At 71.5% G+C, this 15,737-nt stretch carries 13 protein-coding genes; 6 read left to right on the top strand and 7 right to left on the bottom strand.

Features of this window, described 5'->3' with window-relative positions; genetic code table 11:
* Positions 1–31: 31 nt before the first annotated feature.
* The 6 genes from BMY89_RS13920 to BMY89_RS13895 form a co-directional block, all read right to left on the bottom strand.
* Positions 32–1,429, bottom strand: coding sequence for a pectate lyase family protein (locus BMY89_RS13920; RefSeq protein ID WP_092380211.1), 1,398 nt, complete (start codon positions 1,427–1,429; stop codon positions 32–34).
* Positions 1,430–1,644: 215 nt separating this feature from the next.
* The gene (locus BMY89_RS13915; RefSeq protein WP_092380210.1) at positions 1,645–2,868 is read right to left on the bottom strand and encodes a Gfo/Idh/MocA family protein; all 1,224 of its coding nucleotides are present in this window, start codon (positions 2,866–2,868) and stop codon (positions 1,645–1,647) included.
* A complete protein-coding gene (locus BMY89_RS13910) occupies positions 2,865–4,355 on the bottom strand; it encodes a mannitol dehydrogenase family protein (RefSeq protein WP_175510365.1) in 1,491 nt (496 codons plus the stop codon). The genes BMY89_RS13915 and BMY89_RS13910 overlap by 4 nt, the downstream gene beginning before the upstream one ends.
* Complete coding sequence (locus BMY89_RS13905; protein ID WP_092380209.1) at positions 4,346–5,647, bottom strand: enolase C-terminal domain-like protein; 1,302 nt, start codon at positions 5,645–5,647, stop codon at positions 4,346–4,348. The genes BMY89_RS13910 and BMY89_RS13905 overlap by 10 nt, the downstream gene beginning before the upstream one ends.
* A complete protein-coding gene (uxaC, locus tag BMY89_RS13900) occupies positions 5,644–7,071 on the bottom strand; it encodes a glucuronate isomerase (protein WP_092380207.1) in 1,428 nt (475 codons plus the stop codon). The genes BMY89_RS13905 and uxaC overlap by 4 nt, the downstream gene beginning before the upstream one ends.
* Before the next feature lie 24 nt (positions 7,072–7,095).
* The gene (locus BMY89_RS13895) at positions 7,096–8,424 is read right to left on the bottom strand and encodes a Gfo/Idh/MocA family protein (protein ID WP_092380206.1); all 1,329 of its coding nucleotides are present in this window, start codon (positions 8,422–8,424) and stop codon (positions 7,096–7,098) included.
* A 237-nt stretch (positions 8,425–8,661) separates the two neighbouring features.
* Here BMY89_RS13895 and BMY89_RS13890 point away from each other — a divergent pair, with 237 nt between their 5' ends.
* Genes BMY89_RS13890 through BMY89_RS13865 form a run of 6 tightly spaced genes read left to right on the top strand, consistent with a single transcriptional unit; the run spans position 8,662 to position 14,521 of the window.
* Positions 8,662–9,792, top strand: coding sequence for a LacI family DNA-binding transcriptional regulator (locus BMY89_RS13890; protein ID WP_092380204.1), 1,131 nt, complete (start codon positions 8,662–8,664; stop codon positions 9,790–9,792).
* Positions 9,793–9,812: 20 nt separating this feature from the next.
* Positions 9,813–11,153 carry an ABC transporter substrate-binding protein gene (locus BMY89_RS13885; RefSeq protein ID WP_092380203.1) on the top strand — a complete coding sequence of 447 codons (1,341 nt, stop codon included), beginning with the start codon at positions 9,813–9,815 and terminating at the stop codon, positions 11,151–11,153.
* 30 nt (positions 11,154–11,183) lie between these two features.
* On the top strand, positions 11,184–12,167 hold the full coding sequence (locus BMY89_RS13880; RefSeq protein ID WP_092380202.1) for a carbohydrate ABC transporter permease: 984 nt from the start codon (positions 11,184–11,186) through the stop codon (positions 12,165–12,167).
* Positions 12,167–13,051 (top strand): carbohydrate ABC transporter permease, encoded by an 885-nt coding sequence (locus BMY89_RS13875; RefSeq protein WP_092380200.1) that lies wholly within the window; start codon positions 12,167–12,169, stop codon positions 13,049–13,051. Before BMY89_RS13880 ends, BMY89_RS13875 begins: the two co-directional genes overlap by 1 nt.
* The gene (locus BMY89_RS13870) at positions 13,035–13,667 is read left to right on the top strand and encodes a hypothetical protein (protein WP_092380199.1); all 633 of its coding nucleotides are present in this window, start codon (positions 13,035–13,037) and stop codon (positions 13,665–13,667) included. The genes BMY89_RS13875 and BMY89_RS13870 overlap by 17 nt, the downstream gene beginning before the upstream one ends.
* Complete coding sequence (locus tag BMY89_RS13865) at positions 13,664–14,521, top strand: DUF6807 domain-containing protein (protein WP_092380198.1); 858 nt, start codon at positions 13,664–13,666, stop codon at positions 14,519–14,521. Before BMY89_RS13870 ends, BMY89_RS13865 begins: the two co-directional genes overlap by 4 nt.
* A gap of 121 nt (positions 14,522–14,642) precedes the next feature.
* Here the strand turns inward: BMY89_RS13865 and BMY89_RS13860 are convergent, their stop codons facing one another.
* Complete coding sequence (locus BMY89_RS13860) at positions 14,643–15,668, bottom strand: LacI family DNA-binding transcriptional regulator (RefSeq protein ID WP_092380196.1); 1,026 nt, start codon at positions 15,666–15,668, stop codon at positions 14,643–14,645.
* Positions 15,669–15,737 lie beyond the last annotated feature (69 nt).

Genomic DNA, 15,737 nt, shown 5'->3' with positions numbered 1-15,737 from the left:
GTAGAGCAGGGGCCCCCGGTTAACAGCCGGGCTAGAGCGGCAGGCGGTCGGCGCCGGCGAGTGGGCCGACGACCAGCGGCACCAGCGGGGCCGGCAGCACCGGGCCGTGCCGCAGCGTCGGCGTCCAGCCGGCGTCCGGACTCAGCTCGGGCTCGTGTGCGGCGTTGTACGCGGCCACCAGGTCGACCGGGCGGGGCAGCCCGCCGGCCGGCTTGACCCAGTTGCCCCGGGTGGTGATCGCGGTGCCGCTCCAGTCGTAGAGCAGGTCGGCGGCGGTGACGCCGGTGCCGAGGGTGAAGTGGTTGTTCTCCGCGTACACGGCGGACTGCACACCGACGCCGATGGCGTACTCGAAGCCCTCGCCGTCCAGCCGGTAGGCGTTGTTGTAGAGGTCCACCTGGCCGAAGCGGACCCGGGGCAGCCGCTGGAGCACCCGGTCGAACAGGTTGTGGTGCAGGGTGACGTTGAGTCGGCCGACGTCGGGGCCGACGGTGTTGGAGGAGCCGATCAGCATCAGCTTGTCCCGCCCGACGAACCGGTTCCAGGAGGCGGTGACCAGGCTGGCGGTGTGTGTGATGTCCAGCGAGCCGTCGTGCACCTGGTACGGGCGTCCGAAGTGGATCGGCTGGGCGCTGTCGGGGTTGTCGCCGTCGGTGAACGTGTTGTGGTCGATCCAGACGTTTTCGCTGCGACGTACCGACACCTGGTCGTACTGGGAGTTCCAGTTGCCGGCCTCGCCGTCGGTGGGGGACCAGGCGGGGAAGCAGTCCCGGGCGTCGTCGAAGGTGATGTTGCGGACGATGACGTTCGGCGCCCGGTCGATCATCAGGGTGAGGCCGGTCAGTCGGGCTCCGCGCAGCCCGATGATGGTGGTGTTCGGGCCGACGTTGATCTGGGTCTGCCGGGTCTGGTTGGTCACCGACCGGACCCGGGCCTGCTCCACCGGCCCGCTCGGCGCGACCCGACCCCACACCGCCGGGTCGTACGCGGCCAGGTACGCCGCCAGCGAGTACTCGGGGTCGGCCAGGTCGGTGCAGTCGAGCAGCCGGCCGTCGGCGTCCTCGAAGCCGTCGATGGTGCCCTTGACGTACACGATCTTCGGGGTGGTGTTGCCGGCGTTGCTCGCGTTGTCGCCGCCGAGGGCGGTGACCAGCTCGGTGCGGCTGCTGACCACGTGGATCTGGTCGGCGGCGGCGGTGGCGCCGCCGGTGGTGCCGGGCCCGGCGGCGGCCCAGCCGTCGCCGGCCGGCAGCGTCTGTCGGCCGAGCTGGCGGGCCACCGGTGACAGGGCTGCGCCACCGGGCGCGGGGCGGGTCGCCGACAGGGCGACCGCCCCGCCGTGGCCGGTCGGTGGATCTGCCGCCGCCGGGGCGGGGGCGACGGTCAGGGTGAGAGTGATCAATGCCGCGCCGGCGGCGATTTTGCGCATCGGCTCGTCCCGTTCCTTCGTCGTTGTTTCTTATTAATGACGAAGGTTACGGTTGTGTTTTTATGGGGGTCAATATTAATGATGTGCAGATTTGTTGCAGTAAATGCTTTCGGGTGGCATCGTCCCGACCTGTGCCGGTCGGGAAACCGCTGGTCATCGCGTTGGCCGCGATCCTGGACGGATCGGGGATTTGCAGTCCGTTGCGGTGACGCCTCCTATTCTGGCTTGGTCAGGTCGATCCGCCAGGGGGCAACCGCCCACGGCACCCCGAGCTCCGACGGCAGCGCGCCCTGCCGCACGGCCCGACGCAGTACCTCGTTGACGCCCGATATCCGCAGCACCCGCTGCGGGCCGGCACCGACGGCGTCGAGCAGTTCGTCGCCGAGCAGCGTCGGCTCGGGTGCCGACCGCAGGGCGGTCAGCACGGCGGTGAACGGTGCGGTCCGGGCCAGCGGCACGATCAGCGGTACCCGGGGATCCGCCCGGTGGGCGAGCAGATTCTCCAGCAGCCCGCACCGGCCGGGCACCTCGCTCGCGGCCGCCTCTCCGGGCAGCAGCAGCCGGTCGGTCGGGTACTCCAGCACGGCCTGCCCGGCGTCGCCCGCGACCAGCACCTCCCCGGCGACGAAGTCCTCGCCGGCGAGCGTCACCGCCGCCACGATCGGCGGGCCCTGGCATGGCCGCACCCGCAGCACAGCGGTGTCGTCGACCTCGATCGGCCGCACCCGGTACCGCTCCACCTCGATCGTCGCCGGCTCCACCGGCCCGCCGGCAACGGCCTCGGCGACCGCCAGGCACTGCATCACCGCGTGCGCGAGAGGGTTGGCCAGCGCCCCGTCGAGCACCGGTCGGCCGTCCAGCAGACGCCGCCCGGCCCAGGGCGCCCGGGAGTAGTAGGCGTCCGGACGCTGCCACGCCGCCACCGTGGCGATGCCGCGTACCGCGCCCACCCGGCCTGCGGCCACCGCGTCGGTCAGCGCGGTCAGCGCCGCCGAGCCGAGTGCCTGGAATCCGACCTGCGCCACCCGACCGGTGGTGGCCAGCGCCCCGGCCAACTCCTCGTGCTCGGCGGTGGACAACACCGGCGGCTTCTCCAACAGCACGTCGGCACCGGCGGTGACCGCGTCCCGGGCGATCGACAGGTGTGTGTGCGGCGGGGTGCAGATGACCACCACGTCCGGCGCGACCTCGCCGAGCATCGCCCGGTGGTCGGTGAACACCCGCGTGTCGGGCGGCACCGGCGCCGCCGGCTCGGGCTCGATCGGGCGGGTGTCCACCAGCGCGACCAGGCGTACCCGGCCCGCGTCGTGCAGCGGGCCGATCACCCGACGGTGCCACCGCCCGTGCCCGTTCGCCCCGACCAGCGCGACGCGCGGAACGTTAAGCGGGGTCCCTTCCTCTACCGCAGGCGTTAACAGGGTGCCCTTCCTTACCGTCATGCCGCACCGGCGAGGGTGGCGGGCACACCGTGGCGGTGCAGGTCGGTGAGCCAGGCGACCACGTCGGCGCGAACCTCGGCGTCGGCGGCCACCTCGGGCGGGACGACCTCGTCGAGGGCGAGCACCGCGTCGACCGCACCGGCGGGGGTCTGCGGCGCGGCGGCGAGCGCCGCCCTGATCCGTTCGGCCAGCGGGTCGTCCAGCGGCAGCGACCGGCCGTCGTCGCCGGTGCCCTGGGCGAACCGGATCCAGGCGGCGACGACCAGCGCGGCCCAGCGGGCCGGCCGGCCGGCCGCCCGCAGGTCGGCGATGGTGTGCAGGATCCGTTGCGGCAGCTTCTGCGACCCGTCCATCGCCACCTGCAGGGTGCGGTGCCGGATCGCCGGGTTGCCGAAGCGCTCCAGCACCTGCTCGCCGTAGCCGACCACATCGACACCGTCGGGTGGCACGAAGCTGACCGCCACGTCCTCGGCGATCAGCCGGCGCAGCACGGTGGCCAGATGCGGCAGCGTGAGCGCGTCGGCGATGGTCTCGCAGCCGGCCAGGGCACCGAGGTACGCGGTGGCCGAGTGCACGCCGTTGAGGGCCCGCAGCTTCAACCGCTCCCACGGGCCCGCGTCGGCGCAGAGCACCGCCCCGGCCCGCTCCCAGGCCGGCCGCCCGGCGGGAAAGTCGTCCTCGATGACCCACTGGCTGTACGGCTCGGCCGCCACCGCCGCGAGGTCCTGGACGCCGAGTGCCCGGTGGGCCGCCGCCAGGGTCTCCGTGGTGCTGGCCGGAACGATCCGGTCCACCATGGTGCCGGGGAAGCCGACCTGCGTGGCGACCCAGTCGACCGCCGGCTGCGGCGCGCCCGCGTACGCCAGGGACTGGGTGACCAGACCGCGCAGCCGGCGGCCGTTGGCGGGCAGGTTGTCGCAGCTGACCAGGGCGATCGGCCCGGCATCGGCGGCGGACCGGGCCAGCAGTCCACGGACCAGCAGCCCTGGCACGGTGGCCGGGGCCCGGCCGGTGGTCAGGTCGGCGACCAGATCGGGGTCGGGACGCAGCGTGCCGGCGGCCGGGTCGAGCTGGTACGCCTTCTCGGTGACGGTCAGGGTGACGACCCGGATCGCCGGGTCGGCCAGCAGCGCCACCACCGCCTGCGGGTCTGCGGCGGCCAGCCGCACCCCGGCCAGTGCCCCGATCACCTGGGTGCGCCGGTCGGCAGCGGAGAGCGTGCTGACGCTGAACAGGTTGTCCTGCGCGGTGAGGGTCCGCACCAGCTCGGCGTTGCGCGGGGCGACCCCGACGATGCCCCAGTCGCCGCCGGCCAGAGCGATCGCCTGCTCGGTGTAGACCGCCTGATGGGCGCGGTGGAAGGCGCCGAGCCCCAGGTGCACCACGCCGGCGGGCACGGTGCCCGGGCGGACCAGGGGGCGGGCACCGGCGGGTAGCCGACGCACCGCGCCCAGGTCGAGCCGGGACGCGCCCACGGTCACCGCCACGCCGGGCCGTCCGGGAAGCGGAAGGTCGCGATCGACTCCGGGTGCATGGTGGCGCTGTAGCCCGGTGCCGTCGGTAGTAGATAGCGTCCGTCGCGGGTACGCACCGGGTCGACGAAGTGCTCGTGCAGGTGGTCGACGTACTCCACCATCCGCCCCTCTAGGCTGGTGCCGACCCGCAGGTAGTCGAAGATCGCCAGGTGCTGCACGTACTCGCAGAGGCCGACGCCGCCGGCGTGCGGGCAGATCGGCACGCCGAACTTCGCGGCCATCAGGATCTCCGCGAGGACCTCGTTGACCCCGGCGACCCGGCAGGCGTCGATCTGCATGACGCCGATCGCCTCGGCCTGCAGCAGTTGCTTGAAGATGACCTTGTTGGCGGCCACCTCGCCGGTGGCGACCCGGCACCGTCCGCCGGTCAGCTCGGACACCGCGCGGGCGATGCGGGCGTGGCCGAGGATGTCGTCGGCGTGCGTCGGCTCCTCGATCCAGTACGGGTCGACCTCGGCGAGGGCGGTCATGTTGGTGATCGCCTCGTCGACGTCCCACACCTGGTTGGCGTCCATCATCAGCAGCGCGCCCGGGCCGATCTCCGCCCGGATGATCCGGGCGCGACGCAGGTCGTCGGCGGGCGGGCCACCGACCTTCATCTTCATCGCCCGCCACCCCTGGGCGTACGCGGCCCGGGTCAACGCCCGCACCTTGTCGTCGGGGTAGCCGAGCCAACCCACCGAGGTGGTGTACGAGGGGAAGCCGTCGCGCTCCAGCAGCGCCAGCCGATCGGCCAGCCCGTCGCGCCCCTTGTCCAGGATCGCTGCCGCCTCGTCGGCGGTGAGCGCGTCGGTGATGTGCCGGAAGTCCACGTTGGCCACCAGCTCGTCGGTGGGCAGCTCGGCGAGGTAGCGCCACATCGGCTTGCCGGCGAGCTTGGCCCGCAGGTCCCACACCGCGTTGACCAGCGCGCCGGTCGCCATGTGGATGACCCCCTTCTCCGGGCCCAGCCAGCGCAGCTGCACGTCTGCGACGAGCGAGCGCCAGAAGGCCACCGGCTCGGCGGCGATCTCCTGCACCGTACGGCCGACCACGTGGTGCCGCAGGGCGCGTACCGCGGCACAGGTGATCTCGTTGCCGCGGCCGTTGGTGAAGGTGAACCCGGCGCCGGTCGGCCCGTCGTCGGTGCTCAGCTCGACGTAGGTGGCCGAGTAGTCGCCGCGGTTGATCGCGTCGGAGCCGTCGCCGCTGGCGGCGGTGGGGAACCGCACGTCGTGCACGGTCACGTCGGTGATGGTGGTCATGAGCTCTCCCCGAACTTGAAGACCTGCTTCGGCAGCCGGTACGCCAGGTCCACGATGGTCTCGGCGGCTTCGTCCATTCCCAGCCGGTGCTCGGCGACCAGCCGGGCCAGGAAGCCGGCGTCGATGCGGCGCGCCACGTCGTGGCGGACCGGGATGGAGCAGAACGCGCGGGTGTCGTCGACGAACCCGGCGGTGTTGTAGAAGCCGGCGGTCTCGGTGACCGTCTCGCGGAACCGGCGCAGCACCTCGGGGGAGTCCAGGAACCACCAGGGCGCGCCGAGCAGCAGGGCGGCGTACCCGCCGGCCAGCGGCGCCAGCTCCCGGGTGAAGGTGTCCTCGTCGAGGGTGTAGAGCACCACCCGCAGCCGGGGATCGTTGCCGTAGGCGTCCAGCAGCGGAGCCAGCGCGTGCACGTACTCGGTGACCTGCGGGATGTCGCCGCCGACGTCACGGCCGTGCCGGGCGTGCAGCCACCGGTTGTGGTTGCGTACCGCGCCGGGGTGCAGCTGCATGACCAGGCCGTCGTCGAGCGACATCCGGGCGAACTCCAGCAGCATGTGCGCCCGGAACGCCTCCGCGTCGCCCGGCTGCGCCGCGCCCCGGCGAGCCCGGTCGAAGAGGGTGACGGCGTCGGCGCCGAGGTCGAGGGTGCGGGCCGTGGGGTGGCCGTGGTCGGAGGAGGTGGCGCCGGCGGCGATGAACGCGGCCCGGCGCGAGCGCAGCGCGGCCAGGTAGCCGGCGTACGTGCCGGTGTCCTCCCCGGCGATCTCGCCGAGCCGGTCGACGTTGGCCGACCAGTCGTCGAAGTCGAGGTCCACCACGTTGTCCGGGCGGAAGGTGGTGACCACCCGCCCGCCCGGGCCGCCCCAGCCGTCGGCGGCGAGCTTCGCGTGGCGTCCCAGATCGTCCAGCGGCGACTCGGTGGTGGCGAGCACCTCGATGTTGAACCGTTCGAACAGCGACCGGGGCCGGAAGTCGGGCTCGGCGAGCTTGGCCGACAGGGCGTCGTACACCTCGTCGGCGGTCCGCGGCGTCAGCCGCGTCTCGACGTCGAATACCCCGGTGAGGGTCTGCTCCAGCCACAGCCGGGAGGGGGTGCCCCGGAACAGGTGCCAGTGCTCGGCGAAGCGCCGCCAGATCCGTCGCCCGTCGGTCTCCACCGCAGTGCCGTCGCGGGTGGGCACCCCCAGCTCGGCCGGGAGTACGCCCTGGCTGAACAGCATCCGGGTGACGTAGTGGTCGGGCACGATGAGCAGCTGGGACGGGTCGGGGAACGGTTGGTCCTCGGCCAGCAGCGCCGGGTCGACGTGCCCGTGCGGGGAGATGATGGGCAACCGCGCCACCAGCGCGTACAGCTCCCGGGCCAGCGCGCGTTGGCCGGGCTCGGCGGGGAGGAGCAGGTCGGGTCGGGTCGAGGTGGGCACGGGGTGCGGCTCCTGTGGTCGAGATCAGTCGAGGGTGAGCAGGTCGGCGACCCGCACGGGGGCGCCGGTGTCGAAGGACCGGTTGGCGGCCAGGCCGGTGAGCAGGGCCAGTGCGCCGTCACGGGCGCTCGCGGCGCGGTGCAGCGGATCGGGTACGCCGCCGAACAGCACCTGGGTCATCCGCGCGTCGGCGCCGCCGTGGCCGTGCCGGCTGTAGCCGTCGACCTCGATGAGCTGCGGCGGGGACCAGAAGGGGCGCAGGGTCAGCGTGGCCCCGCCACCCTCGGCGGCGGCCTCCGTGCCGTGCAGCGCGGCGCCCTTGAGTGCACCCGCCGCGGCCGGGCTGACGAACTCGCTCTCGGTGACTTCCAGCTCCAGCCGGCCACGGCTGCCGTTGACCATCACCCGGTAACCCTCCCAGGGCGCGTACGCGGTGAGGTGGTAGGTCATGGTCGCGCCGGTGGAGTAGGTGGCCAGCACCGCCATGTCGTCCTCGATGCTCACGCCGGGGGCGAAGACGTTGCGGTCGCGGTGGTAGCCGTCCTCGTTCTCGGCGTCGAGGTACAGCTCACGCAACCGGGGGTGCTCGGCCAGCCGCAACGCGAACGGGTCGTCGGCGGCGGCGGGGCAACCGTGGGCGCGGTCGTAGTCGCGGGCGTAGCCGTGCCGGCGGCCGTGTTCGCCGTAGAAGAACAGCCGGCCGGCGGCGTACACCTGCACCGGTGTGGCGTCCAGCCACCAGTTGACCAGGTCGAAGTGGTGACTGGCCTTGTGCACCATCAGGCCGCCGGAGCTGGCCTTGTCACGGTGCCAGCGGCGGAAGTAGTCGGCGCCGTGCCGCACGTCGAGCAGCCACTCGAAGTGCACCGAGCCGATCTCGCCGACCGCGCCCTCGGCGAGCAGCCGCCGAAGCTGTTCGTGCAGGGGGTTGTAGCGGTAGTTGAAGGCGACGGTCACCCGCCGGCCGGTACGCCGTACCGCGTCGAGGATGCGCTGGCAGCGCGGCGCGTCGGTGGTCATCGGCTTCTCGGTGACCACGTCGCAGCCCGCTTCCAGGGCGGCCACCACGTACTGGTCGTGGGTGACGTCGACCGAGGTCACCAGCACGACGTCGACCCGCTCCTTGGTCAGCATCGCGGTGAAGTCACCGGCGTGGTACGTCGGCACGGGCGGGTGGCCCAACTCGCCGAGCCACCGGTTGTGGGCGTCCATCCGGGCCTGGTTGAGGTCGGCGAACGCGACCAGCTCGGCGGTGTCCGCGTGGTCGTGGACCAGCGCCCGGACGAACATCTCGGCGCGGGCGCCGGTGCCGACCACGGCGTGCCGGACTCGCTTGCCGGGTTGCGGTGACACAGACCGACCCTCCTCGATCTTTATGCAAACCTTTGCACTGAAGTAACCACGGTCGATCCGGCAGAGTCAACGGAGCGCCGCAAATCGGCGGCTTTTGCCCCAGCAAGTGGTAGTTAGAGTGCATGGTGGGAGCGCCTCCGCAACACAGCTGTAACCATCCGCCGTTGACACTGGAGCAACCGTTTGCATTAATTGGCGGCACCCGTGACCGCCGACACATTGCTGAGGGAGGCCTGAATGCCAGTCACCATCCGGGATGTCGCGCGGGCCTCCGGAGTGCACATCTCCACCGTCTCCCGCACCTTCTCCGCGCCCCATCTGGTCAACCCGGAGACCCGGGTACGGGTGCTGGCGTGTGCCGAGGATCTGGGCTACCGGCCGAACCGCGCCGCCCGCGCACTCATCACGGGTCGCACCCACAACATCGGTCTGATCATCGCCGACATCGCCAACCCGTTCTTCCCGCCCCTGATCAAGGCGGCGGAGAGCCAGGCTCGCCACCGCGACTACCACGTCTTCGTCGCCGACACGAACGAGGACGCCGCCGCCGAGGAGGAGCTGGTCCACGCCCTGGCCAAGCAGGTCGACGGGGTGCTGCTGTGCAGCCCCCGGATGAGCAACAGCCTGATCGAGCAGCTCAGCCGGGAGGTGCCACTGGTGGTGGTCAACCGCCAACTGGCCGGCCTGCCGTGCGTCCTGATGGACGTCGGGCAGGGCGCCCGCTGCGCCATCGAGCACCTCGCCGGGTTGGGGCATCGCGAGATCGCGCTGCTCGCCGGCCCGCGCGGCTCCTGGACCAGCCGGGAACTGCGCCGGGCAGCCGGCGTCGCCGCGCGGGCGGCGGGCGCAGACCTGACCGTGCTCGGCCCCAACCCGCCCACCGAGGCCGGCGGTCTCGCCCAGGCGGAGCAGGTCCGCCGGGCCGGCGTCACCGCCGTGCTCGCCTACAACGACCTGATGGCGATCGGCCTGCTCGAGGGGCTCGACGCACTCGGGGTCCGGGTACCGCAGGAGATCAGTGTCGTCGGCGTCGACGACATCTCCCTGAGCCGGCTCACCCGCCCCAAGCTGACGACGGTGGCCACGCCGACCGCGGCCGCCGGCCGGACGGCCGTCGACATGTTGCTGCAACAGGACACCGACTTCCCGCGCTCCGGGCGCGGGGGCGGTGCCGCCGTGGCTGTCGGCGTCCGTCGCACCACCGCACAGGTAATGCTCCAGACCGAGTTGGTCATCCGCGACTCCACCGCGCCGGGCCCCTATGCCGGCCGGGAACGTCCCGGTGCCGCTGCCGCAGGCCCGGGCCCGCATCGCCGTGCGGACCCGGGCGACCCGATCGTGGCCGCCGGTGACGTCGTCGCCTCCTAACGCCAAGGAGTTGAGCGCACATGCACCCCGCAACGCACCCCACCGTCAACGCGCCCGACGGGCGCACCTACCGTACCCCCCTGGTCCGCCGCCGGTTGCTGCGCGGCCTGCTCGCCGCGGTCGTGGCCCTGCCGCTGGTCGGCGCGGCCGCGGCCTGCGGCGATGACGCCGCCTCCGACGGCAAGACCAAGATTTCCGTCTTCTGGTGGGGCGGTGAGGCCCGGGCCCAGCTCACCGAGCAGGCGCTGGATCTCTACACGCAGAAGAACCCCGACGTCGTCTTCGAGAAGACCTGGCAGGCCAACCAGGGCTACTTCGACAAGCTGGCCACGCTGACCGCCGGTGGCAACCCGCCGGACATCTTCCAGATCGACGACAACTACCTGACCGAGTACGCCGCTCGCAACACGACCCTGGACCTGACCCCCCACCAGGAGTCCGGCAAGGTCGACACCTCCAAGTTCCCCCAGAGCCTCTGGCAGTACGGCGTCGTCGACGGCCAGCTCGCCGGCCTGGCCTCCGGGGAGAACACCCAGGGCCTGGTCTACAACAAGACGCTGCTGACCAAGAACGGGCTGCCCGAGCCGACCACCGGGATGAGCTGGGAGGAGCACATCGCCTGGGCCGAGGAGGTCAGCAAGAAGACCGGCGTGCCCGGCACCATGGACGCGAGCGCCGTTGACAAGGCTTTCTGGGTGTGGCTGCGCCAGCAGGGCAAGGACCTGTACAAGGGCAACGACCTCGGCTTCACCGTCGAGGACGTGACCAGGTGGTTCGAGCTGTGGAAGGACGCCCGCGACCGGGGCGCGACCCCCACCCCGGACGTGATCCACGAGGGCAACGCCACCGACATCACCAAGCAGCTCGTGGTCACCGGCAAGGCCGCCACCAGCTGGGTCTGGGTCAACCAGATGCCGGAGCTGAAGAAGAACACCACCGACGAGTTGGGTGTCATCGCCTACCCGGGTGACCCCAGCGGTCAGTGGGCCCGCGCCTCGATGTACTGGTCGGTCTTCCGGGGCACCAAGAACGCGGACATCGCGGTCGATGTGATCAACTTCCTGGTCAACGACCCGGAGGCGGTCAAGCTGCTCGGCACCGACCGGGGTCTGCCGTCCAACCTGGACCTGCGCCGGGTGGTCAGCGACGACACCACCGACGAGGCGATGAAGCAGTCCATCGCGGTCGAGACCGAGCTGGCCGAGTCGTTCGGCGAGTCGCCCCAGGTGCCGATCAAGGGCCACAGCAAGGTACGCGCCGAGCTGATCAAGTCCGCCGAGAACGCCCAGTACGGCCGGGCCACTCCCGCCGAGGCCGCCGCCCAGTTCGTCGAGGCATGCAAGGCGGCAATCGCCTCCTGACCCGCCGCAGTACCCGGAGAGGAGCAGTTCGTGGCATTGACCACGGCGCCCGACCCGACCCGCCGCGGCACCGGATCCGTCCGGCCCGACGCCACTCGGCGCGGGACCGGACGGATCCGGCACGGGGAAGGTCTGGCCGGCTACGTCTTTCTGTCGCCCTGGCTCATCGGTCTGATGGGCATCACGGCGATACCCATGCTGTTGTCGCTCTACCTGAGCTTCACCAACTACGACATCCTCACCCCGTTCTCCGAGGTGCAGTGGGTGGGGCTGGCCAACTACGAACGCATGTTCACCAGCGATCCGTCGTGGTGGCACTCGGTACGGGTGACCCTCAGCTTCGCCCTGATCGCGGTACCGCTGAAACTGGCCGCGGCGCTCGGGGTGGCCCTGCTGCTCAACCGGGCCTGGCGCGGCGTCGGGTTGTTCCGTGGCCTGTTCTATCTGCCGTCGCTGCTCGGCGGCAGCGTGGCGCTGGCCATCGTCTGGGTGAACATGTTCAACCGGGACGGGGCGTTCAACTCCTTCCTCGCCCTGTTCGGCATCGAGGGCAAGCCCTGGGTCAACGACCCGGACTGGGCGCTGGAGACGCTGATGGTGCTGGCCATCTGGCAGTTCGGCGCACCGATGGTGATCTTCCTGGCCGGGCTCAAGCAGGTGCCGACCGAGCTGTACGAGGCCGCCTCGGTCGACGGGGCCGGCAAGTTCCGGCAGTTCGTCAACGTGACCCTGCCGATGCTCTCCCCGGTGATCTTCTTCAACCTGGTGCTGGAGACCATCAACGGCTTCCAGGGGTTCACCGCCGCCTTCGTGCTCAGCAACGGCACCGGCGGGCCGGTCGACTCGACCCTGATGTACACGCTCAACCTCTACATCACCGGCTTCACCGACCTGGAGATGGGCTACGCCTCCGCGATGGCGTGGGTGTTCCTGATCGCCATCGCGATCATCACGGCCATCTTCTTCAGCACCGGCCGGTTCTGGGTGCACTACTCCGACGGAGAGGACCGCTGATGGTGGCGACCACCGTGGCCCCGCCCGTGGCGACCCGTCCGCAACGCCCGCGCAGCCGCTCCTGGCTGCGGCTGATCGTGCTGCTGGCCATCGTCGCGGTCGTGCTCTATCCGCTGATCTGGATGATCGGCACCTCCTTCAAGTCGCAGGAGGAGATCGTCAACAACATCGGCCTGCTGCCGGAGCGGTTCACCCCGGGCAACTACACCAACGGGTGGGGCAACTTCGACGTCAGCTTCGGCCGGTTCTTCTTCAACAGCGCGATGGTCAGCCTGCTCACCGTGGTCGGCAACGCGGTGAGCTGCCTGCTGGCCGCGTACGCCTTCGCCCGGTTGAGGTTCCGGCTGCGCGGGATGTGGTTCGCCGTCATGATCGGCACGCTGCTGCTGCCGGGCCACGTGCTGATCGTGCCGCAGTACATCCTCTTCCGCAGCCTCGGCCTGGTCGGCGGCGACTGGCCCTACCTGCCGCTGCTTATCCCGCAGTTCCTCGCCACGGAGGCGTTCTTCGTCTTCCTCATGGTGCAGTTCATGCGGGGCATCCCGCGCGAACTGGACGAGGCGGCGCGGATCGACGGCGCCAACGCGTTCGGCATCTTCCGGCACGTCATCCTGCCGCTGAGCCGTCCCGCCCTGGTCACCACCGCGATCTTCTCGTTCATCTGGACCTGGAACGACTTCTTCCGGCAACTGGTCTTCCTGTCCAGCCTGAGCGACTACACCGTCCCGGTGGCGTTGACCCTGTTCATCGACTCGACCAGCCAGAGCGCGGTCGGACCGATGTTCGCCATGTCGGTGCTGTCCCTGCTGCCGGTCTTCGTGTTCTTCGTCGCCTTCCAACGAATGCTCGTCGAGGGGATCAACACCAGTGGAATCAAGGGCTGACGCCCGCCTGGAGCGGCGAGCGCCGGGTCGGGACTGGCGGGACACCGTCCGAGACGCTGCCGACCTGGCGTTGCTGGGCATCCTGACCGTGCTCGCCGCGGCGCCGGTGCTGACCGCCGGCGCCGCGGTCGGCACCGCCAGCGCGGCCGTGCACGACTGGCTCACCACCGGTAGCTGGCCGACGGCGCGGCGTACCGTGTCCCGCTTCGGTCGCGGCCTGCTGCCGGGCCTGCCGGTGGCCCTGATCGGGCTCGCTGCCGTGGGCCTGCTCGCCGCCGACCTGGCCGCGTTGGCCACCGGTCGGGTGCCGGGCGGGGCGGTAGCGTTGAGTCTCACCACCGTCGTCGCGGCGGGACTGCTCGGGTACGCCGCCGCGATCGTGGTCGAGGTGGGCCGGACAGGTGGCATCGGATGGCGGTCGGCGGCCATCCGGGCCGCCCGGGTCTGCCTCGACCATCCCGGGCAGTGGGCCGGGCTGGCCGGCACCACCGTGGTCGCGACGCTGCTCGGCGTGCTGGTCACCCCGGTCGCGGTGCCGATCCTCGCGGGGTACCTGCTGGCCGCCGTGCACGCCGTCGCCCGCCGCCGGCCGGTCGTCCGGGCGGAGCTGTCGTGACCGCCGCCGCCGATGCCGAGGCGGACCTGCTGGTCGGCGGTATTCCGGTCGCCCGCTACGTGCTCGCGCCCGACCTCGACGCCCGGCACGGACCGCGGCCCTACCTGCACCCGGTGCGTACCCTGGCCGGCACCCCGGTCACCGACGCGCTCCCCGACGACCACGTCTGGCACCTCGGGGCGTCCCTGGCGGTGCAGGACGTCGACGGCACCAACCTCTGGGGCGGGCGGACGTACGTGCGCGACGTCGGCTACACCTGGCGCGCCGACCACGGCCGGATCATCCACGCCGGTTGGCGGCACCGGGCCGACGACCGGCTCGACCACCTGCTGCACTGGTGCGATCCGACCGGGACGGTGCTGCTCACCGAGCGGCGCCGGCTCACCGCCTCGGTGATGCCCGATCATCCGAACGCCTGGCGGCTCGATGTCGACAGCACCCTCACCGCGCCGAGCCGGCGGGATGTCACGCTGGGTAGCCCGGCCACCAACGGCCGTCCCGGCGGTGCCGGGTACGGCGGGTTCTTCTGGCGGGCGGTCGCGGCCGAGCCGCCCGAGGTGTTCACCCCCTCGCTGGACGGCGAGGAGGCCGTCAACGGGTGCGACCAGCCGTGGGTGGCGTTACGCGGGCGGGCGCCGGAGGGTGGGGCGTACACCCTGGTCTTCGCCGGTCTGGGCGCTGGCGACCGGTGGTTCGTGCGGACCACCATGTACCCGGGGGTGTGTGTGGCCTTCGCCTTCGCGCGGACCGCGACCATCCCGGCCGGCAGCAGCCGGCACGGCCGCTACCGGGTCGTCGTCGCCGACGGGACGCTCGACCGCGACACCGCCGCCACCCTCGCCGGCAGCTCCTGACATGCTGCTCGTGCCGCAGCGGTGAATCGGCCGCTGCGGCTCGTGAGATGCGGTGTCGGGCCTTCCCGCGTCCGAGCCGCCGCGAGCCGCGGTAGCTCGTGAGCGCCGGCCGCCACCAGGGCTAAGCTGCGGAGGTCTCGGACGGGGCGAGGGGACGGCAGGAGGCGCGGACGACCAACTCGGTGGGGAGCCGGATGTGGATGTCGCGTTCGACGCCGGCGATCAGGTCGACCAGCAGGCGCAGCGCCTCGGCCCCCATCCGTTGCAGCGGCTGCATGATCGTCGTCAGCGGCGGATTGACCAGCGCCGACTCCGGGATGTTGTCGAAGCCGATCACCGAGAGGTCGTCTGGCACGCACAGGCCCATGCCTCGGGCGACGTCCACGGTGGAGATGGCGGAGAGGTCGTTTCCGGCGAAGACCGCGGTCGGCCGGTCGGGGAGCATGAGCAGTTCGGTGGCCGTGCCGGCGGCGCTCTCCACCCGGAAGCCGCCGACGCGTACGAGCCGCTCGTCCACCGGCACCCCGGCGTCGGCCATGGCCTGGCGGAAGCCGGCCTCCCGCAGCCGGGACGACTCGAGGTCGGCGCGTCCGCTGATGTGCCCGATCCGGCGGTGCCCCAGCGAGAGCAGGTAGTTGGTCGCGAGCACCGCGCCGGCGAAGTTGTCGGAGTCGACGGTGGGTAGGCCCGACGGCCCGGTGTGCGGGTCGACGGCCACGACGTGGAAGCCCTGCTTGGTCTCCACCACCGTGGGCGTGACGATCACGGCCCCGTCGATCAGCGTTCCCGACAGGCGGGCCAGTGACCGTCGCTCCCAGCCCACGGCGGTGCCGGCACCGTCGCCACCGGAGTAGGCAAGCAGTTGGTAACCGGTTCCGGCGACCTGCGTCGAGGCGCCCTTGAGCAGCTCGGTGGAGAACGGCTCGAACTCGGCTACCAGGATGCCCAGGACGTTCGTGCGGTGGCTGCGCAGACTCTGCGCCCCCAGGCTGGCCTCGTATCCGAGCTGGTGGATGACCTGCTGGACACGCTCAACGGTCGCCTGCGCGACGCCGTACCGACCATTCACAACCTTGGATACAGTGGCCACCGAGACGCCGGCCGTACGGGCCACGTCCGACATCTTCACACGCTGCGGGAACACCACGCCGACGATGATAGAGGGCCGTCCGCCCCGTGTTACAGGCGAGTCGAAAACGTTATCGACACCGATTGA

The sequence above is a fragment of the Micromonospora phaseoli genome (assembly GCF_900109115.1).
GTDB classification, from domain to species: Bacteria; Actinomycetota; Actinomycetes; order Mycobacteriales; family Micromonosporaceae; genus Micromonospora; species Micromonospora phaseoli.
This window is presented reverse-complemented; position numbering and strand designations above follow the sequence as displayed.